General features: G+C 63.9%; 27 protein-coding genes and 2 tRNA genes. 14 read left to right on the top strand and 15 right to left on the bottom strand.

The window, feature by feature from the left end:
* Positions 1–10: 10 nt before the first annotated feature.
* From ACRECX_RS01055 to ACRECX_RS01040, 4 genes are all read right to left on the bottom strand, one after another.
* Complete coding sequence (locus ACRECX_RS01055) at positions 11–478, bottom strand: hypothetical protein (protein WP_431556950.1); 468 nt, start codon at positions 476–478, stop codon at positions 11–13.
* Between the two features lie 30 nt (positions 479–508).
* Positions 509–949 carry a hypothetical protein gene (locus ACRECX_RS01050; protein WP_431556949.1) on the bottom strand — a complete coding sequence of 147 codons (441 nt, stop codon included), beginning with the start codon at positions 947–949 and terminating at the stop codon, positions 509–511.
* Positions 950–1,056: 107 nt separating this feature from the next.
* Positions 1,057–1,233, bottom strand: coding sequence for a hypothetical protein (locus tag ACRECX_RS01045; protein WP_431556948.1), 177 nt, complete (start codon positions 1,231–1,233; stop codon positions 1,057–1,059).
* A gap of 96 nt (positions 1,234–1,329) precedes the next feature.
* Positions 1,330–1,581 carry a hypothetical protein gene (locus ACRECX_RS01040; protein ID WP_431556947.1) on the bottom strand — a complete coding sequence of 84 codons (252 nt, stop codon included), beginning with the start codon at positions 1,579–1,581 and terminating at the stop codon, positions 1,330–1,332.
* Positions 1,582–1,673: 92 nt separating this feature from the next.
* Between ACRECX_RS01040 and ACRECX_RS01035 the strand changes: the two genes are divergently transcribed.
* The gene (locus ACRECX_RS01035; protein ID WP_431556946.1) at positions 1,674–2,624 is read left to right on the top strand and encodes an AEC family transporter; all 951 of its coding nucleotides are present in this window, start codon (positions 1,674–1,676) and stop codon (positions 2,622–2,624) included.
* A 16-nt stretch (positions 2,625–2,640) separates the two neighbouring features.
* Here ACRECX_RS01035 and ACRECX_RS01030 read toward each other — a convergent pair whose 3' ends face one another.
* On the bottom strand, positions 2,641–3,186 hold the full coding sequence (locus ACRECX_RS01030; protein WP_431556945.1) for a sigma-70 family RNA polymerase sigma factor: 546 nt from the start codon (positions 3,184–3,186) through the stop codon (positions 2,641–2,643).
* 1 nt (position 3,187) lies between these two features.
* Positions 3,188–3,457, bottom strand: coding sequence for a NepR family anti-sigma factor (locus ACRECX_RS01025; RefSeq protein WP_431556944.1), 270 nt, complete (start codon positions 3,455–3,457; stop codon positions 3,188–3,190).
* Positions 3,458–3,684: 227 nt separating this feature from the next.
* Here ACRECX_RS01025 and ACRECX_RS01020 point away from each other — a divergent pair, with 227 nt between their 5' ends.
* Positions 3,685–4,491 carry a response regulator gene (locus ACRECX_RS01020; RefSeq protein WP_431556943.1) on the top strand — a complete coding sequence of 269 codons (807 nt, stop codon included), beginning with the start codon at positions 3,685–3,687 and terminating at the stop codon, positions 4,489–4,491.
* Between the two features lie 19 nt (positions 4,492–4,510).
* Here ACRECX_RS01020 and ACRECX_RS01015 read toward each other — a convergent pair whose 3' ends face one another.
* The 3 genes from ACRECX_RS01015 to ACRECX_RS01005 all read right to left on the bottom strand — a co-directional run bounded on the left by ACRECX_RS01015 (position 4,511) and on the right by ACRECX_RS01005 (position 5,163).
* Entirely contained in the window at positions 4,511–4,666 is a 156-nt protein-coding gene (locus ACRECX_RS01015) for a DUF3309 family protein (RefSeq protein WP_431556942.1), read from the bottom strand.
* A gap of 33 nt (positions 4,667–4,699) precedes the next feature.
* The gene (locus tag ACRECX_RS01010) at positions 4,700–4,855 is read right to left on the bottom strand and encodes a DUF3309 family protein (RefSeq protein WP_431556941.1); all 156 of its coding nucleotides are present in this window, start codon (positions 4,853–4,855) and stop codon (positions 4,700–4,702) included.
* 110 nt (positions 4,856–4,965) lie between these two features.
* Positions 4,966–5,163, bottom strand: coding sequence for a CsbD family protein (locus ACRECX_RS01005; RefSeq protein WP_431556940.1), 198 nt, complete (start codon positions 5,161–5,163; stop codon positions 4,966–4,968).
* A gap of 202 nt (positions 5,164–5,365) precedes the next feature.
* On the opposite strand from ACRECX_RS01005, the gene ACRECX_RS01000 reads away from it, so the two are divergent.
* From ACRECX_RS01000 to ACRECX_RS00970, 7 genes are all read left to right on the top strand, one after another.
* On the top strand, positions 5,366–5,710 hold the full coding sequence (locus ACRECX_RS01000) for a response regulator (protein WP_431556939.1): 345 nt from the start codon (positions 5,366–5,368) through the stop codon (positions 5,708–5,710).
* Between the two features lie 104 nt (positions 5,711–5,814).
* Complete coding sequence (locus ACRECX_RS00995; RefSeq protein WP_431556938.1) at positions 5,815–5,973, top strand: DUF1328 domain-containing protein; 159 nt, start codon at positions 5,815–5,817, stop codon at positions 5,971–5,973.
* Positions 5,974–6,104: 131 nt separating this feature from the next.
* Complete coding sequence (locus tag ACRECX_RS00990) at positions 6,105–7,532, top strand: sensor histidine kinase (protein ID WP_431556937.1); 1,428 nt, start codon at positions 6,105–6,107, stop codon at positions 7,530–7,532.
* A 143-nt stretch (positions 7,533–7,675) separates the two neighbouring features.
* The gene (msrB, locus tag ACRECX_RS00985) at positions 7,676–8,179 is read left to right on the top strand and encodes a peptide-methionine (R)-S-oxide reductase MsrB (protein ID WP_431556936.1); all 504 of its coding nucleotides are present in this window, start codon (positions 7,676–7,678) and stop codon (positions 8,177–8,179) included.
* Positions 8,180–8,400: 221 nt separating this feature from the next.
* Positions 8,401–9,429 (top strand): methyltransferase, encoded by a 1,029-nt coding sequence (locus ACRECX_RS00980; RefSeq protein ID WP_431556935.1) that lies wholly within the window; start codon positions 8,401–8,403, stop codon positions 9,427–9,429.
* A 15-nt stretch (positions 9,430–9,444) separates the two neighbouring features.
* Positions 9,445–9,840 (top strand): SRPBCC family protein, encoded by a 396-nt coding sequence (locus ACRECX_RS00975; protein WP_431556934.1) that lies wholly within the window; start codon positions 9,445–9,447, stop codon positions 9,838–9,840.
* Between the two features lie 62 nt (positions 9,841–9,902).
* Positions 9,903–10,286: a VOC family protein gene (locus ACRECX_RS00970; protein ID WP_431556933.1), complete on the top strand. Its 384-nt coding sequence runs from the start codon at positions 9,903–9,905 to the stop codon at positions 10,284–10,286.
* A gap of 72 nt (positions 10,287–10,358) precedes the next feature.
* Here the strand turns inward: ACRECX_RS00970 and ACRECX_RS00965 are convergent.
* Positions 10,359–10,434, bottom strand: a tRNA-Asn gene (locus ACRECX_RS00965).
* 164 nt (positions 10,435–10,598) lie between these two features.
* Here ACRECX_RS00965 and ACRECX_RS00960 point away from each other — a divergent pair.
* Positions 10,599–10,913, top strand: coding sequence for a hypothetical protein (locus tag ACRECX_RS00960; protein WP_431556932.1), 315 nt, complete (start codon positions 10,599–10,601; stop codon positions 10,911–10,913).
* Here ACRECX_RS00960 and ACRECX_RS00955 read toward each other — a convergent pair.
* On the bottom strand, positions 10,882–11,640 hold the full coding sequence (locus ACRECX_RS00955; protein WP_431556931.1) for a hypothetical protein: 759 nt from the start codon (positions 11,638–11,640) through the stop codon (positions 10,882–10,884). The two genes, ACRECX_RS00960 and ACRECX_RS00955, sit on opposite strands and share 32 nt — an antisense overlap.
* A 179-nt stretch (positions 11,641–11,819) precedes the next feature.
* Between ACRECX_RS00955 and ACRECX_RS00950 the strand changes: the two genes are divergently transcribed.
* The gene (locus ACRECX_RS00950) at positions 11,820–12,311 is read left to right on the top strand and encodes a DUF6790 family protein (RefSeq protein ID WP_431556930.1); all 492 of its coding nucleotides are present in this window, start codon (positions 11,820–11,822) and stop codon (positions 12,309–12,311) included.
* Positions 12,312–12,347: 36 nt separating this feature from the next.
* Here the strand turns inward: ACRECX_RS00950 and ACRECX_RS00945 are convergent, their stop codons facing one another.
* Together ACRECX_RS00945 and ACRECX_RS00940 are read right to left on the bottom strand one after the other, a co-directional pair.
* A complete protein-coding gene (locus ACRECX_RS00945) occupies positions 12,348–12,629 on the bottom strand; it encodes a helix-turn-helix transcriptional regulator (RefSeq protein ID WP_431556929.1) in 282 nt (93 codons plus the stop codon).
* Positions 12,630–12,769: 140 nt separating this feature from the next.
* Positions 12,770–13,468 carry a hypothetical protein gene (locus tag ACRECX_RS00940; RefSeq protein ID WP_431556928.1) on the bottom strand — a complete coding sequence of 233 codons (699 nt, stop codon included), beginning with the start codon at positions 13,466–13,468 and terminating at the stop codon, positions 12,770–12,772.
* Between the two features lie 214 nt (positions 13,469–13,682).
* Here ACRECX_RS00940 and ACRECX_RS00935 point away from each other — a divergent pair, with 214 nt between their 5' ends.
* Positions 13,683–13,922, top strand: a complete 240-nt coding sequence (locus ACRECX_RS00935; RefSeq protein WP_431556927.1) for a hypothetical protein — start codon at positions 13,683–13,685, stop codon at positions 13,920–13,922.
* A gap of 203 nt (positions 13,923–14,125) precedes the next feature.
* Positions 14,126–15,301, top strand: a complete 1,176-nt coding sequence (locus ACRECX_RS00930; protein ID WP_431556926.1) for a calcium-binding protein — start codon at positions 14,126–14,128, stop codon at positions 15,299–15,301.
* Between the two features lie 233 nt (positions 15,302–15,534).
* Here the strand turns inward: ACRECX_RS00930 and ACRECX_RS00925 are convergent, their stop codons facing one another.
* Together ACRECX_RS00925 and ACRECX_RS00920 are read right to left on the bottom strand one after the other, a co-directional pair.
* Positions 15,535–16,221 carry a hypothetical protein gene (locus ACRECX_RS00925; protein ID WP_431556925.1) on the bottom strand — a complete coding sequence of 229 codons (687 nt, stop codon included), beginning with the start codon at positions 16,219–16,221 and terminating at the stop codon, positions 15,535–15,537.
* 152 nt (positions 16,222–16,373) lie between these two features.
* Positions 16,374–16,447 (bottom strand) — tRNA-Cys (locus ACRECX_RS00920).
* A 201-nt stretch (positions 16,448–16,648) separates the two neighbouring features.
* Here ACRECX_RS00920 and ACRECX_RS00915 point away from each other — a divergent pair.
* The gene (locus tag ACRECX_RS00915; protein WP_431556924.1) at positions 16,649–17,329 is read left to right on the top strand and encodes a protein-L-isoaspartate O-methyltransferase family protein; all 681 of its coding nucleotides are present in this window, start codon (positions 16,649–16,651) and stop codon (positions 17,327–17,329) included.
* Positions 17,330–17,474: the final 145 nt, after the last annotated feature.

Raw genomic sequence — 17,474 nt, 5'->3', positions numbered from 1 at the left:
GGGAATCCGGCTAGCTCGGCGTGTGGCCTTCCTCGCCGGTCGAGGTTTCCGTGCGCTTTTGCGCGGCTGCTTGCTGATACTTGTCAGCGGCCTTGCCGAACGAAGCGGCGATCTCGGACCAAGCCCGCACGAGCCCTTGGCCGACTTCCTGCGCGCCCTGGCGCAGCGGCTCCGAGCGCTCCCACATCTGGCGCGCGGTGTCCTTGGCGATCTCCGCGGATTTCGCGCCGGCCTCGCTCGCCTGCTGCATGGCCTGCTGACGCAGCGTCTCGAGCTGCGTTTCGGTGGCGTTCCTGAAGGTCAGGCTGCGGTTCCGCACGTCCTGGAAGCGCGCCTCGAGATCTGCCACGAGCGTCTCGCCGAGCGCGGCGGTATGGCTGCGCAAGCTGCCGAGTTGCTCGCCTAAGGTATCGAGGTCGCGCTGAAGGTCGGCCCAATCCTTGTCGGCCTGGTCGTTCGCGGGGGTCTTGTCGGTCATCGATCGCCTCTCTTGTTCTTGAGTGAAGTTTCACACACGGATTTCAATCGGCTCTTCCGGCTCGGAGCGTTCCACCATCCAATCGTGGAACCAGTCGAGCGCCTCGGCGGTCGAACGCTGCAACTCGGCCAGGGACGAGGCAGCCGCCTCCCGCCATGCATCGAACTGCGGGCCCCAGTCCTCCGCGAGTGTGTCAAGCCGCCCTTTCTGCTCGCTTAACAGCTTGCCGAGAGCCTGAAGGCGCGGGACCAGTTCGGTCTGCGCCTCAGCGATGGCCTCCTGGCTCTTCTCAACAGCCTGGCTGGCCAAGTCGGCGGCCGCGTCAAGCGTCCACTCCCCCTCGGCCTTCAAGGTCGAGGTTAGGCGCTCGAACTGGGACTGGACGGAATCCTCAAACTGGGACTGGACGGAATCCTCTTGCGGGTCCGCTGGGTTAGCGAAGGCGGCACCAGTGGCGAGCAGCATGCTCACGATGATCGCAACACCAAATCGGCGCGGAGCAGATCCCACGAGTGATCCCCAATGGTTCGGGAGCCTTAACCATAGAGATTTGTGCTCGCCGCCCGCAGGTCAAGGGGTCAGGCGCTCCACGGCAGCGTGATCCAGCCATAGCCCAGCGCTAGGCCCGCGATCACGGCGAGCGCCAAGGAGATAGTGAGGACCCAGATCATGCCGACACGCGTCGCTTGTCTCGCCTCGGTCGTCGTGACTTCCGTGTGAGGCTCGCCCGCGCGATCGAATTTGGTCGTTGCCATGGGTGTCCTCCTTTGTTGGGGAATGGTGTGCACGAATGCGCTGATGAAACGCGCCAAACCGCATAAGGTTCCAGGTAACGAGATGGGGGGAGTGCGTCAGGCGCCGAGCGACCCGAGCGCCGCCTGCACCGCACGCAACAGCTCACCAGGGCCCCGCCGGTTATCGTCGGGCGGCATGCCTTCTTCCGTGGCGCGCATTAGCGCTTCGGCGTCCGCTTCCCAGCGAAGCAGGATGGTCTTCTTGTCGTCATCCGGCAGGTTGGCGCTGAGCACGTCCTCCGGCGCGCGGAATACGGAGGCGGGATCGAGCTTGGCTTGGTCGAGCTGTGCGGCCGATAGCGACGTCATGGGAGTGAGCCTCCGCGCCTTTCTATAACATTTGTCAAGTCTCCTGTGTTCCCTTAGCGCTTCCGCCCTAGGTGCAGGAGCAAACGCTGGCGATGCTTGAAAAGATTCTCGGAGCGCTGCTTCCGGCGGTCATCACCATTCTGCTCGGCTATTTCGCCGCCCGGCATCATGACTTCAAACAGAAGGAGGTGCCGACCCTCAACAAGATGGTGATCAGCTATGCGCTGCCTCTGTCCCTGTTCGTCGGCGTGGTCAGCGCCGGGCGGGCTCAACTTCTTGCCGACCTGCCGCTGGCGATCGTGCTCGCAATCGCGTTGATCGGCACATATGCGGCGGTGTTCCTGGTGTGCCGCATCGGGTTCCGATACCCGGCGGGCTTCAGCGCGCTTGGCGCGCTCGCCAGCTCCGCGCCGAGTTCGGCGTTCGTCGGCGCGGCAGTGCTGGGCTATCTCTATGGCGCCAAGGCCGACATCCCGGTCGCCATCGGCAGCATCCTCATCGTGCTCGCGCTGGTGCCGGTCACCCTCATCATCCTGTCTTTGCAGGCAGACGAGCAACCCGGGCGCGGAGACGCGGCGTCCTCAGACCCGGATGTCGCCGGTAAGATCGTCGCCGCGTTGCGCCAGCCGGTCGTGTGGCTGCCGCTCTGTGGTTTCATCGTCGTGCTTCTCGGCATTCCGGTGCCGAAGGTGATCCAAAACTCGCTGTCGCTGCTCGGACACGCTTCCGCGGGCGTCGCTCTGTTCGTCTCGGGCATTATCATCGCCGGCTACCGTGTCGTGGTGAACGGGCCGGTGCTGTCTTTCGTCCTCGTCAAGAACATCGTTCAGCCGGGGCTGGTCTGGGGGGCGCTGCTCTGGTTCGGCTACGCCAACCCACTGCTCGGCGAGGCCGTGCTGACGGTCGCGCTGCCTTCCGTCGTGCTCGCCGTCATGCTGAGCGTGCAATACAAGGTGGCGACCGCGGAGATGGCGTCAGCCTTGCTCATCAGCACGCTCGGCGCGATCGTGACGATGAGCGGCTTCATCCTTCTCGTCGACTAGCGCACTCGCGTCGGCTTCAGGCAATCTTGGTCATCTCGGGAGGGACTCGATCCTCATCGGCCACGGTCTCGTCCAGACCTAGCATGTCGACAAGCCGATTCCGCGCGCGATTGACGCGGCTCTTGATCGTGCCGACCGCGCAGCCGGAGATGTTCGCCGCTTCCTCGTAGGAAAAACCCGCGGCGCCGACCAAGATCAGTGCTTCGCGCTGGTCGTCGGGAAGGCAAACGAGAGCCGCCTGAAAGTCCTGCATGTCCATATGACCGTGCTGCGCGGGCATGGTTGCGAGGCGCGCCGCGTAGGTACCTTCGGCGTCCTCGACCTCGCGCTTGCGCTTGCGCCGCTCGGAGAAATACGTGTTCCGCAAGATCGTGAATAGCCAGGCCTTCAAGTTGGTCCCCTCCTTGAAGGAGTCGAGATGGTTCCACGCCTTGAACAACGTCTCCTGGACAAGATCGTCCGCGCGCTCCCTGTCGCCGCAAAGCGATACGGCGAACGCTCGCAGGCTGCCGATTTGGGCCACGAGAGAATCTCTTAGCCCCTGGGATACTTTGCGCGGCAAATTATTTGTCTCCGCTGCGATCGAGATCCTTGAGCAATCGCAGGAGGTGATCGGGGATCGGTTCTTGCGCGACCTCGTCGAACACCGCCCGGACATGACGCCCGATATGCGCCTGCAATTCCGGGGACATGCCTTCGCGTGCCCCCGAACGACTGCGCGGCGCCCCGCCGGGCGCGGTCTTTGCGGCGTGAAGTTCGGCGGAATTATCCGTCTTCTTCTCGGCGCTTGCCGCTCGTCCAGCCGCCTTCTTGTTGTTGTCGCTACGATTCACGGTGATTCCTTTGCCGACTCCTCCGTCGGCAAACGCACAATAGCGGATTTCGCCGAGATTTAGAGGCCCAAAACGTCCGAATGTTCAAATAGTTCCGAGCGCCGGGAACCTTTTTGGCTGAGTGGAATTAATTGACGCTGAAAGCGGAATCGCAAAAGGCCACCCTCCTGCCTGGATTGTGCGACAATCGGGGACCTCGGATGTTGCCTCTAAGGAAAGTCGGACAGATGCCTTTGTCGAGCACGATTGCGCCTCATCTCCCCTATCTCCGGCGGTTCGCCCGGGCGCTTGCCGGAACGCAAGCAGCGGGCGACGCCTATGTCGCGGCGACGCTCGAAGTACTGGCCGAGGATCCGTCGCTGTTCGATGCCGGTCTCGATCCGCGGGTGGCGCTTTACCGGACCTTCCTCGGCCTGTGGAATTCCGTCGGCATCAACCTGAAGCCCGAGTTTGCCAGCGGCGATACGCTTGTCGATCGCAAGCTCGAGCAGATCACGCCGCTGCCGCGCCAAGCCTTTCTGCTGTGCTCGGTGGAGGGTTTTTTGCCGGCCGACGCAGCCGTCATTCTCAATACCAGCGAAAGCAATATTGACGCGCTGATCGACACCGCCGGGCGGGAGATCGCCGCGCAAGTCGCCACCGACGTGCTGATCATCGAGGACGAGCCGATGATCGCCATGGACCTCGAAAGCATCGTCGAGGGGCTCGGCCACCGTGTCGCCGGCGTCGCCCGCACCCATGGCGAAGCGTTGAGAGCGGTCAAGGACGAGAAGCCGGGCCTGGTCCTCGCCGACATTCAGCTTGCCGACGGAAGCTCCGGCCTCGACGCCGTCAACGAAATGCTTGGCTCCTTTGCGGTGCCCGTGATCTTCATCACCGCTTATCCCGACCGGCTCTTGACCGGAGAGCGGCCGGAGCCCGCCTTCCTCATCACCAAGCCGTATCAACCCGACACGGTGAAGGCCATCGTGTCGCAGGCGCTGTTCTTCGAACGGCGCGCGCAACTGCGCGAGCAGCCGTCGGCGAGCGCATAAAGGCCAAAGCGGAGGGGCGTCAGATCTTGCCGAGCAGCAGCAGGATCAAAAGGATCACGAGGATGAGGCCGACCACGCCCGAGGGGCCGTAACCCCAGCCGCGGCTATGCGGCCACGCCGGAATGGCACCGAGCAGGATCAAGATGAGGATGATGATGAGAATTGTCGTCAGCATGGTTTTAAGCCCTGTTAGGACATGTGCGACTCGTCAGATTTTACCGAGCAAAAGCAGGATCAGCAGAATGATGAGGATGAGGCCGACCACGCCGGAAGGCCCGTAGCCCCAACCGCGGCTATAAGGCCATGCCGGAAAGGCGCCGAGTAGGATCAAGATGAGAATGATGATGAGAATGGTCGTGAGCATGTCACCGGCCTTGATGATGCTGCGGGAAAACGCGTGTCTGAGCTAAAACCGTCAGAACGCCGCCGGCCGGGCGAAGAGGTGATGCCTCCGCCGGCCTGCGGCGTGCCGGATCACATATCCCGAATCCAGCTGTCGACTTGGCGCTCGGCCTCGTCCTTGGCAATGCCATACCTCTCTTGGATCTTGCCCACCAGCTCGACGCGGCGGCCCTCGACGACGTCGAGATCGTCATTGGTGAGCTTGCCCCATTGCTGCTGGGCCTTGCCGCGAAACTGCTTCCAATTGCCTTCGATTCGATCCCAGTTCATGGAAATCTACTCCTTTCGTTGGCAGCCCACTAGCGGATGCTTGGGCTATTCACAGATGCGGTCTAGAACGCGCGGTGGCGCGCGCAAGTTCCGAAAGGGTGGGCCGGGCTTGTAAGGCCGAAGGCTCGATCCGCTGCGCCGCGGAGCTTGCACCAGATTCCTGGAAGGCGGCTGCGGCAAACGTGGGAAAGGTGAAGGAGTAGTGACTGCGCATCCCGTTCTCGTTGTCGAAGACGAGTTCCTGATCGCGCTGGATATTATGAGCGCGCTCGAGCAGGCCGGCATCGCCGTGGCTGGTCCCGCCAGCACCGTGCGGGACGCGCTCGCCGCGATCGAGAGCCAGCCCCTTCGCGGGGTGCTGCTTGACGCGCACCTCGCCGGCGAGCCGGCCGGCCGCATTGCCGATGCGTTGCAGGCGCGCGGTATTCCCTTTGCCTTCGTCAGCGGCTATGGGCGCGAGAGCCTGCCGCCGGAGCATCGCGGCGCGCCTTTGGTGAGAAAGCCTTTCACCGACCGCGACCTGCTCGCCGCCATCGCCGGGTTCTGAATCATGAATTTGCAACGAAATCGGGCAATGGAACGTTTGCTTTATGCCTAGCGCGGGGCGGCGAGGGCGTTGTGGACGCGTATACTCGGGACCGGGAGTAACACATGCTTCTCTATTGGGCGCTCGTCTTCGCCATTGTTGCCCTGGTGGCCGGCGTATTCGGATTCGGCGGGGTGGCTTCGGCCGCAGGCGGCGTCGCCCGTATCCTGTTCTTCATCTTCCTCGTCGTGTTCCTCGTCACCTTGATCGCCGCGGTGGTTTAGACGTGGCACTCCGGACTGCATTGCTGGCCGCCGCCCTGACGCAAGGCTTCGCTGGGAGGGCGCGAGGCGCATCGCGTTGCTATGATGCGGCACACGTTGTGAAGGATTGACCGCCGACCATGGGAAGCCCCTTGCCCTTCCTTTTTGGCGCGGACGGACCGGACCTACGGCTTGAAGCTTGGCCGGCCGGCCTTACGCTGCTCCATGCCGTTGCCGACGGCATCATCGCCGCCACCTTCCTGCTCGTGCCGGGGGTTTTGCTCTACGTGTACAAGCGGCGAGGCGAGGGCGGCGGACGCGAAGCGGCGCTCCTCAAACTCTTCCTGCTCTTCGTCTTCGCCGTCGGCCTCGTCCATTTCGCCGCGCTGATTAGTCAATTCATGCCCGCGCCGGGCCTTGAAGGCGTGTTGAAAGGCGCGGCGGCACTGCTCGCCATCGCCACGGCACTCGGCCTGTGGTGGCTCGCCCCGCATCTGCTCAGGGTGCCGTCGCGCGACCGGCTCAAGTCCGAGATCGCCGCGCACTTGAATACCTTGGAAGAGCTGAAAGACGCGCGCCAGCAGCTCGAGGAGCGTGTCGAGGCGCGCACCAAGGAGCTCGACGAAGCCAAGCAGCGCTTCGAGATCGCGCTGCGCGGCTCTCCCATCTCCGTGTTCAGCCAGGACAAGGAGCTGCGCTATACCTGGGTCCACAATCTTCCCGCCGGACTCAAGTCCGAGGAATTGATCGGCCGAACCGACGCCGAGATCCTTCCGGCTGAAGCCGCCGATAAGATCATTGCCGTCAAGCGCCAAGCGATGGAGACCGGCGATTCCCAAGAGCTCGAGATCGATTTCGAGCTCCATCGGCGGGTGCGGTCGTTCTATGTGGTGATGGAGCCCCTGCGCGACGAAGCAGGCGGCGTCATCGGCGTTGCTTCGGTTGCCGTCGACATCAGCGAGCGCAAGGCGAACGAGGACCAGCTTCGCCTTCTGCTGCGCGAGCTGACCCACCGCTCCAAGAATCTCTTGGCGGTGATCCATGCCATCGCCCGGCAGACGGCGTCGCGCACGCGCTCGGTCGACGACTTCCTCGACCGGTTCAGCGCCAGGCTCTACGCCATCGGCTGCTCTCACGATCTCCTCATCGCCGACGATTGGCACGGCGCCTCGCTTCGCATGCTGGTCGAGCAGCAATTGGAGGCGCATGCCGCGGGCTTCGGCCGGCGCATCGCCATCGAAGGCGAGGATGTCATGCTGAAGCCTGAGGCAGTGCACAATCTCGGGCTTGCGCTGCACGAGCTCGCGGCCAACGCGGAGAAGTATGGGTCGCTGTCCGATCCGCACGGCGAGATTCGCATCAACTGGCAATTCTGCGAGGATGCCGAGAAGCTGAAGCTTGTGTGGCAGGAGCAGGGCGGCCCCGCCGTGAGCCCGCCGAGGCGCTCGGGCTTCGGCCGCACCATGATCGAGAACGTCGTCGGCAAGGCGCTGGCCGGCGACGTCAAGCTGTCCTTCCCGCCCAAGGGCGTGCGCTGCGAGATCCTCATCCCGGCGGCGCAGGTCACGTCCCGCGGCTAGCAAGTCACCTCGCGCGGCTGACCCCCTGACACTCGGTCGTGATCGAAGTTGAATTGTGACCGGGGGAGGAGTGCATACATTTGCTTGCAGATTACGTACCTGTCGCTGACGCGGGTAACACGTTGAAAATGCGAGGAGCCATCATGGTTACGCGACGCGAAATTCTCTTGGGTTCCGCTGCCGCGGCGGCTGTCGCCGCGGCCGGCATCGGCATCGTCCGGTGGCGGGGTGGGCAGGCTACTGCCGCGACCGGCGGCCATTTCGAGGTCACCAAGACGCCGGAGGAGTGGCGGAAGATTCTCACCCCCGCGCAATATGCCGTGCTGCGCGAGGAGGACACCGAGCGCCCCTGGACCAGCCCCCTCAATCAGGAGAAGCGCAAAGGTACCTTCGTCTGCGCCGGCTGCGAGCTGCCGCTGTTCGCGTCGGAGACGAAGTTCGAGTCGGGCACCGGCTGGCCGAGCTTCTATCAGCCGATCGAGGGCGCGGTGGGGACCGGCGAGGACTGGAGCTTCGGCTTGCTCAGGGAGGAGGTGCACTGCCGCCGCTGCGGCGGCCATCTCGGCCACATCTTCAACGACGGCCCAAAGCCCACGGGCCTCCGCTACTGCATAAACGGCGTGGCGCTGAACTTCGTGCCGGCCTAACCCACGGTTTTCGCCCAAGAATTGGGCCTGGAACCATCCCCCGCCAAGCGGCGTTTCCGCTTGTCGGCGGGGCAGGTTCTGCGTACCCCGCCCGCCGTAACGGGTACGGGGGTGAAGGGGTCGGCAGCGACCCCTCCGCTCGTTTCTCTTGCTATCTCCCCGTCATTCCCCAGCCACACTAGGTCAGCACCCTGCGCCCGGTTCAGACGAGGGAGCACCGCATGCAGAAAACCCCGACAGATACGCCAGTCCCGCCCCAGGCGATCATGATGCAGCTCTTGTTCGGCAAGCAGCTGACGGCTTCGCTCGCCGCTTTGGCGCGGCTCGGGATAGCCGATCATATGCAGGGCGACTTTATCTCCGTGGACGAGCTCGCCGCGAAGGTGGGCGCCCACGCCCCATCCCTCTATCGCGTCATGCGCATGCTGGCCGCCATGGGTGTGTTTCGCCAAGGTCCCGAACGGAGTTTCGCGCTCACGCCGGTCGGCGAACTCTTGAAGACCGATGCGCCGGGCTCGATGCGCTACACGGCCATGATGCTCGGCGATGAGTGGACCTTGCGCGCCTACGAGCACATGGCCGATTGCATCCGCACCGGCGAGGACGGCGTTACCAAGGCATTCGGCAAGCATGTGTTCGACCTCCTGGCCGAGCGTCCGGAGCAATCTGAGACGTTCCAGCGCGCGATGACCGGCGGCTCGGCGATGTCCGCCGGGGCCATCGCCGGCGCCTACGACTTCTCCGGCATTAAGCGCCTCGCCGATGTCGGCGGCGGTCATGGCCTCCTGCTCGCCGCGATCCTCGAGCGCAATCCAAAGATGCATGGCGTCCTGTTCGACCGTCCCGAAGTGGTCGCCGGCGTTCCCGAGGACCGCATCGCCGCATGCGGCGGGCGCCTGACGGTCGAGGCAGGCAGCTTCTTCGAGCGCGTGCCGCAAGGCTGCGACGCCTTCATCATGAAGCACATCATCCACGACTGGAGCGACGAGCACTGCCGCACCATTCTCGGCCTGATTCGCGATGCGCTCCCAACGGGCGGCCGCGTGCTGCTCTGCGAAATGGTGGTGACCGACGATCCGGGACCGACGCCAGCCAAGATGCTCGACATCGAGATGCTGGTGATGACCGTGGGGGGCAAGGAGCGCACCGAGGACGAATTCCGCGATCTATTTGCCTCGGCCGGCTTCCGGCTCAGCCGCATCGTGCCCACGGGCCGCCCGATCTGCGTCATCGAGGCGGTGCCGGCGTAGCTTAAGGAGGAAGCGATGGCGTCGATACGCAGGGAGGAGATCGTCGAGGTGCCCGCCGACAAAGCGTGGTCGGCATTGCGCGACGTCGGCCGGCCCCACGCTCTGTTCGCCGATGTGCTGGTCGATGGCAGTATCGACGGCGACATCCGCACCGTCACCTTCGCCAACGGCATGGTCGTGCGCGAGCGCATCGTCGACATCGACGAGGCGAGCAAGCGGGTCGCCTATGCGGTGATCGACGGCGTGTTCGAGCATCACTCCGCGTCGATGCAAATCGTCCCCGATGGCGAGGGGCGCTGCCGCTTCGTCTGGGTCAGCGACTTCCTGCCGAACGAGAAGATGGCGCTGGTGGCGCCGCTGGTCGAGTCCGGCGCCACGGCCCTGGTCCGCAACCTGGAGACGGCTGGCTAAAAGGCGGGCATAGTCGTCGACGACGTGCGCGCCATCGTTGCGCGGTAACTCGCGAGGCAGGAATGGCAGAAACTACCGTCAATGTACGCTACATGGTCGATGACGTCGAAGCGGCGATTGAGTGGTACACCGGACACCTGGGCTTTTCGCTTCTATCCAACCAGGCTCCCGCATTCGCAGACGTGAAGCGCGGATCGTTGCGGCTATTGCTCAGCGGGCCGACCAGTTCTGCGGGGCGATCGATGCCTGATGGCGAAAAGCCGCAGCCCGGCGGCTGGAATCGCATTCACCTCATCGTCGACGATTTGCCTGCCGAGGTCGCCCGGTTACGCGCTGCCGGCGCAAAGTTCCGCAACGACATCGTCACCGGGCCCGGCGGCTCGCAAATCCTGTTGGTGGATCCCTCTGGAAATTTCGTTGAGCTGTTCCAACCGGCCCGCCACTGACTTTTGGCCCATGGGCCCCCGCCATTTTGGCCAAGCTGGCGAACCGCGTCGTAGCCCTGCGTCTGAAAAAATTGGCTCCCCGGGCCGGACTCGAACCAGCGACCCAGCGGTTAACAGCCGCTTGCTCTACCAACTGAGCTACCGGGGAGCAGAGCGCTCTCTTGAAAGCGGCGCTGACCGGTAGATAGCAAATGGGCGAGGGGCTTTCCAGAGCTTTGCGCCGGGCCCCCGCGCGGGAATCTTCCAGCGCTTGCGGGTCCCCGCTGAAGCCCCTATGTCGGGCATCGGCTCCGAGCAACGCCCCCCAAGGACATGGCCCACAAGATCCGCCTCTTTGACCGTCACTGGCACCTGCCGAAATCGAAGCCGCTCCGCATCGGCCTCGGTATCCTGCTCGTCGCCTTCGGCCTGCTCGGCTTCCTGCCCGTGCTTGGCTTCTGGATGATCCCGCTCGGGCTCCTCGTGCTGTCGGTCGACCTCCCGATCGTGCGCCGCTGGCGGCGCCAGCTCACCGTGTGGTGGCACCGCAAGCGCGGCGATGACCAAGCCCCCGCCGAAACCGGATCCGCCGAGAAGGCCGCCGAGACGCGCAGAGCTACATCCGAGATGACCCGGCTTCAGAAGTAGCACCAACACTCGAACTGGCCGCCACGGTCCGGCACGGGCCCGCATAACGGAATACCCGACTTGCCTTTGCATACTCGGGCTTCTTGGATTCCGGCAAGGCGCTGCTGTCGTGACCCTTCAGACAACCTTTGCCGGCGAAGGACTTCGTCTCGGGAATCTTGCACTTGGCATAGTCATTGTTCGGCGGGGCAGGGCTCGACGCGTCCTCCGGCACGGCGCCCGCGCCGCCACCCCCGGTGCCGGAACTGCCGCCGGCGCCGGTGCCGGAACTGCCTCCCCCGCAATTGCAACTCCACTTTAAGAACGGCGTGACCGTCATTTGCTCGGCGGTGGCTTTGCGTTGCGCGCACTCTGCTTCGTTGCCCGCAGGCGAGCAGTTTCCCTTGTTGTCGCAAAGTTGGCACGCGCCTGCTTTCGGCTCGGGCGCCGGCGCGGGGGCTGGCGTGGCATCGGGGAAGCCTTCCTTCGGCTCGCAGCAGGCGCCGTATTTGTTCGGCTTGTCGAGAACCACATAGCCGGGCGGGCACGCGATTTCGCCTTCGCAAATATTGCCGGTCTTCTTTTTCTGGTTCTCCTGATCGTTGTTCCCCTGGTCCTTATTGTCTTGCTTCTTCGTACCGCCAGTCTTGTTGCCGCCGATGTCCCATCGCGGGTCAAGGTCGATCGCCAGGGAGCGGCGTCGGAGATTGATGCAAGCAAAACAGCCGCAACGATTGCTGCGACGCATGACACCAGGCCGCGCATTGATGCCTCCTCAAGATGGAAAAGCGCCGACGCGCAGCGTATCAGATTTTACCGTGGAGATATGAGCGTTGTGGCAGAGCGCCTCGGTTGACGCCGCGGCGCCGGCGAAGCCAAAGTAGAGACGCGGCGCCGCAGCCGGCTGCCGCTTGGAGGGAGCCTGCCATGATCATGCTCGCCGTCGTCGCCCTCAGCATCGTGTTGCCGCTTGTGCACCTCGCGCTGAGCAAGGAGCCGCGCACGCGGCTCCGCGTCCTTCACCTCCTGCTGCTCTACGCCCTGGTGATCGATGTCGGCGTGATCGGCTTCATCCTCGGCTTCATTCCGCATGTCTTCTTTGCCAACGAGACGGCGCGGATGATTGGCTGGCCGCCTGGCAGCCCGTTCCAGTTCGAGGTCGGCGTTCACGACGGCGCCTGGGGCGTGCTCGGCTTCCTGTGCATCTGGATCGGCGACTCGTTCTGGCTCGCGACCGGGCTCGGCTGGTCGCTGTTCATGCTCGGCGCCACCTACGGGCACATCCACCAGATGGCGCTCCACGACAACTATGCGCCCTACAATTTTTTCACCATCTTCTCGGACGGCTTCGTCGCGGTCTGGCTGCTCGTGCTGCTCTATCTGTACCACCGGGAGGGCGGGTTCCCCTCAGCGGAATGAGCGAAAGGTGGCTGGGCGACGAGGAGTCGAACTTGCTCAAGCGAAGGGATGAGGCGGCACGCCGGCCAAGAGCCGCGCAAGCTGGGACTGCGAGCGGGTGCCGGTCTTGAGAAATATCGCCTTCAGATGCGTCTTGGCCGTGTTGTGCGAAATCTGAAGTGCCTCGGCCGCATGGGCGAGATCGGCGCCCTGCTGCAACGCCGCTGCCAGCTCGGCCTCGCGCTCACTCAATCCGTAGGTCTGGCGCAGCACGACTGTTGACGGTGTCCGCGCGGCGGTATCCCTGATCATGACGATCACGCTCGGCTCGCCTGCCATCCTTGCGCAGACTCCTTGTGGCACGGGCGCGACGGAAATCAGGTAGGGCGGCGCATTTGTGCTGCGCGATATAAGCGCCGTGGTATCTGGCGGCCATCCGTCCCCTTGGCTCGCGGACAAGGCCGATGCGATCAACTCATTCAGGGTCCGGCGGTCCGCGGACTTTGCTGCGCTGAGCTGTCCCTCGCTGGCCCATCGCAACGCGCGAAAATGCGCTCTGCAAACGCATTGGCGAAGACGACCTTCCCCCGCGCGTCCAGCAAGACGATGCCAAAATCAAACAGGTGCAGCGCCGCATCGAGGGCGGTCGACCGCGCCTCGTGACGCCGCGTCTCGACGGTCAGGCGAAGTGCCCGCTCCAAGTGGGGCTGGAGCCGGCGAAAGAGCTCGACATCCTTTTCGTCTGCGTGGCCGTGAGAGGCTGACCAATTGACGCTGGCGAAGCCGTTGAGGGGGCCGTCCTCGAACAGCCGAGTGCCCAGAAAGTAGCGAAGGCTCTGCCGGCGGAGCCAGTCATAGAAGGGATGGCGGTCCATGGCACGCTCGGGCAGCACACGATGGTCCCACGCCACGGTTCCCGGCCTGTGCGTCATGCAAAACTGAGCACACGGATTGATGAAATGAATATCCTCGATGTACTCGTCTTTCCCGTCTTCGGTGCCGACACCGAACCACAGGGGCATCTGCCCGGTCTCGGTGTCGTGCACGAAGGCGATGCTCTTGGCGCCGCCGAAGGCGGTCCGTAGACCTTCTAGGGCGTCCCGCCAGCGCGCGGGTCGGATCGCCGCCTCGTAAAGCTTGGCAATGACCTGGATCGCCTCGTCTTCCTTGGCCGGCAAGGTCCACTCCGGGTTGGGCTTCGGCCACGTCGGTACAACTCAAGGATATAGCAATTTCGTCCAGAGCGCGGCAAAAAATCCAGAGTCTTCAAACCAATCGCCACCGCCTCACCCATGTGGGTGAGACGCACCGCCTTGCGCCCTCGATCTCTAAGTTTAGGATTCAAGCAGCCGAGCAGTCGGCCAAACCTTACGCAAGCCGCAAGGGGATGTCATGGCACGGATTATCGGAACGAGCAGGAACGACATCCTGATCGGCACCTCTGGCAAGGATGTCATCGTCGGCATGGGCGGCAAAGACGTCATTATGGGCGGTGGCGGCGATGAGATCGAGCCGCTCGCGAAACCGCTTGCGTCAGGCGAGGATCGCCGCCGTGTTGAGGTCGCTCACCTCCTTGTCGAACAGGCGCTCCTGATAGCAAGCGGCATATTGCTATTAGGTCGCGACCGATAGCAGTGGGCCGCGACGAGACAGCCAGCGTGTCCGCTCGGGAGGTCCGCCACCATGTCGGCGAGCATGTCGAGCCAGATGAGAAAGCCCTTGAGCGGGTCGGGACCGGCCGCATCGGCGCGGCGGAACAGGTCGTCGTGGGCTAAACCCATGATCGGCTTCGCCATTTAGCACGGCTTGGACGGCGCAGCCACAAGGAGAGCGCCATGGCAAGAATCAGAGGCACCAGCCGGAAAGACAAGCTGCGGGGCACCGGCGACAACGACACGATCATCGGGCTCGGCGACGCCGATCTGCTGGTGGGCCGTGCCGGCAACGACACGCTTCAGGGCGGCTCGGGCAACGACAAGCTCAAGGGCGGCTCGGGCAAGGACACGCTGAAAGGTCAGGGTGGCAAGGACGACCTCAGAGGTCAGGGCGACAACGACACGCTGAAAGGCGGCGGCGGCAAGGACGACCTCAAAGGTCAGGGGGGCAATGACAACCTCTTCGGCAATGGCAGCAATGACAACCTCTTCGGCAATGGCGGCAACGACGACCTAAAAGGTCAGGGCGGCAACGACACGCTGAAAGGTCAGGGTGGCAACGACGACCTCAAAGGTCAGGGCGGCACCGACAAGCTCTTCGGTAATGGCGGCAACGACAAACTCTTCGGCAATGGCGGCAACGACACGCTCGACGGCGGCGGCGACAACGACACGCTCGACGGCGGCGGCGACAACGACACGCTCAACGGCGGCAGCGGCAACGATACGCTTGAAGGCGGTGCCGGCGCCGATACGCTGGACGGCGGCAGCGGCACGGATACGGCGAGCTACATCGGCTCTCCAAGTGGTGTCACCGTCGATTTGCTTGCCGCCGTTGCCGACGGCGGGGATGCAACGGGCGACACCTTAACGAGCATCGAAAATCTCATCGGCTCGAATTTCGATGACAATTTGGGCGGCGACGACGGCAGCAACAACCTGCAAGGCCGCGGCGGCGACGACAACCTGATCGGCGACGCTGGCAACGACACGCTTGACGGCGGCAGCGGCGAGGACGACTTGGAGGGCGGTCTTGGCGTGGACTTCCTGACGGGCGGCTCAGGCCCAGACACGTTCGAGTGGAATTCTGCCACTGAGTCGGGCGTCGGCGCCGGGAACCGCGACATCATCTTCGACTTCAGCCAGGCCGAAGGCGATCGAATTGATACGATAACCATCGAACCCTTCATGTTCATCGGTACCGACCCCTTCAGCGCACCCGAGCAGGTCCGCTACGAGTTCGACGGGAACGGCAACACGATCGTTCAGTTCAGTGACCCCAATGTCAACATCTGGTTCGAGATCGAGCTTGTGGGCCAGATCACCCTCGTCGCTGGCGACTTCGTGGCCGTTTAGCGCGGCTTGTACGAGGGCAATTCGCTTCTTCTTCAGCGGCGGCAATACCGTTTTCAATTCGAGCTTGGTGGTGATCTCGGCGAATGTCGTCGATTTTGAGATCGAGCTCGCGGGCAATTCTCGGACGGCTTCGTCGCGGTCTGGCTGCTCGTGCTGCTCTATCTCTACCACCGCGAGGGCGGGTTCCGGATCGAGCGGCCCTCTGCGGCGCGCTAATCCTCATAGACTGAGCCTCACGGGCAGCAACAATTGTAGTACGTCTTGCCCTCGATCGGCCGGCAGGTGGTGACACCACCGAAGGGGCAGGGCGTGCCATTTTGCAGGCAGCCCGGTCCGCCGCAGGTGGTGCAGTGCTGCTCGCCAGGGCACGGCTTGGTCGCATCGACCTTGCTGCCGTCCGGGCATGACTTCTTCGGAGTGGGGCCAACTGGCGTGGGCGGCGTGCAGTCTGGCGGCACGCCCTCCCATCCGGGCGAGCACGTTGGCGGGTAACAGGCGCCCTTATTAAACTGGGTCCCTTCTGGGCAGCAGTTGGGTGGCGTTCCGACCGGCCGGTCGGCCGGGCACGTTGCCTTCTGCTCGACCAGCTCGCAGCAGGCGCCGTATTTGTTGGGCTTATCGAGCACCATATAGCCGGGCGGGCAGGCGATCTCGCCCTCGCAAATATTGCCCGTCTTTTTCTTGTTCTCCTGATCTTTATCGTCTTGCTTCTTTGCGCCGCCGCCATTCTTGTCGCCGCCGATGTCCTTACCGCAGACGAGCTTCCGGTCGATGATCTTGCACCCGAACCCGATGGTGGTTGCCGCGGTTAGCGCCGCGCCGTCGCGTGGAGACGTCGCGTGCCAGAGATTGGCTTCGGCGGTTGATGAGAGAATGAGAGCCGCGACGCCTGCGGCGACGCATGACACAAAGCCGCGCATTCATGCCTCCTCGTGTTCGAGAACCGTGGCACGGCGAAGCCTGCCGGCCTCCTTGCATCGGACGCGAGGAAAGGCTGCGTCGGCGCGCAGTGTCGCTCCGGAGCGCGCAGCGTATCAGATTTATTGCTAGGAAATTAGTGTTCTGGAAGTTGTGGAGGCCACGCCCGGAATCGAACCGGGGTATACGGATTTGCAGTCCGCTGCGTCACCACTCCGCCACGTGGCCAACCGGGCAGGATTTCTAGTGCCAAACGCACGAATGTCCAACCTTCAATTCGGGACGCCGCTCTGCCCGCGCTCGGCATGTCATACGCACGATATGCCTAAGGACCAATTGTTCTTCAAGGGATCGGGACTTGGCGCGTAGACTTGGCGCATAGAGTAGTGCCCGTCGACGGGGTGGGACCAGGCAAGGAATGGAGAGAGCATGACCGGCTACGAGGCGCAGCGGATCGCCATGGTGGAGTCCCAGGTCCGGCCCAACGAGGTCACCGACCCGGCGCTGCTTCGCGCCATGCGCACCTTGCCGCGCGAGCGCTTCGTGCTGCCGGCGTTTCAGAAGCTCGCCTATATGGACGAGAGCATCGAGGTGTTCCCTTCGATCGACGGGGCGCCGGCGCGCTATCTGTTGTCGCCGATGGTGCAGGCGCGGCTCATTCAGCTCGCCGAGGTCGAGCCAGGGGACAATGTCCTCGATGTGGGCTGCGCCACCGGCTACGCGACGGCCATCCTGGCGCAGCTCGCCGCCACGGTGATTGGGCTCGAGCCGGAGCCAGAGTTGGCTCAGGCGGCCCGCGAGGCCCTGATTGGGCTGGGGCTTGCCAACGCCGGGATCGTGGAAGGCCCGCTCGCCGCCGGCCGTCCGGCCGAGGGGCCTTACGATGTGATCGTGCTTGAGGGCAGCGTGGCCGAGGTGCCTGAGAGCCTTCTTGCCCAATTGACCGACGGCGGCAGGCTCGTCGCCGTGGTAACGAGCCGCCCTAACATGCGGCAGGGTAAGGCCAATCTCTTCGTCCGGGTTGGCGATGAGCTCAGCGGTGTCGCCCATTTCGACGCGGGCGCGTACCCGCTGCCGGGCTTCGTGCCGGCGCCGTCCTTCGTCTTCTAGCTGTCAAGGCCTTCGATCGTCACTGTTGCGCCGATCCCACAGTGCCTTGAGGTTTTTGCCGAATCCTGCCGCCGCATGTATCCCTGCACGCTTGCTGTGCTCTATGGTTCTGGTTCGCAGCGGGGGCGGGGGGCGCCGCTGGCTG

Source organism: Methyloceanibacter sp., assembly GCF_050726195.1.
In the GTDB taxonomy this organism is placed as follows: domain Bacteria; phylum Pseudomonadota; class Alphaproteobacteria; order Rhizobiales; family Methyloligellaceae; genus Methyloceanibacter.
The sequence above is the reverse complement of the archived record's forward strand: the minus strand, read 5'-3'. Positions and strand labels throughout refer to the sequence as shown.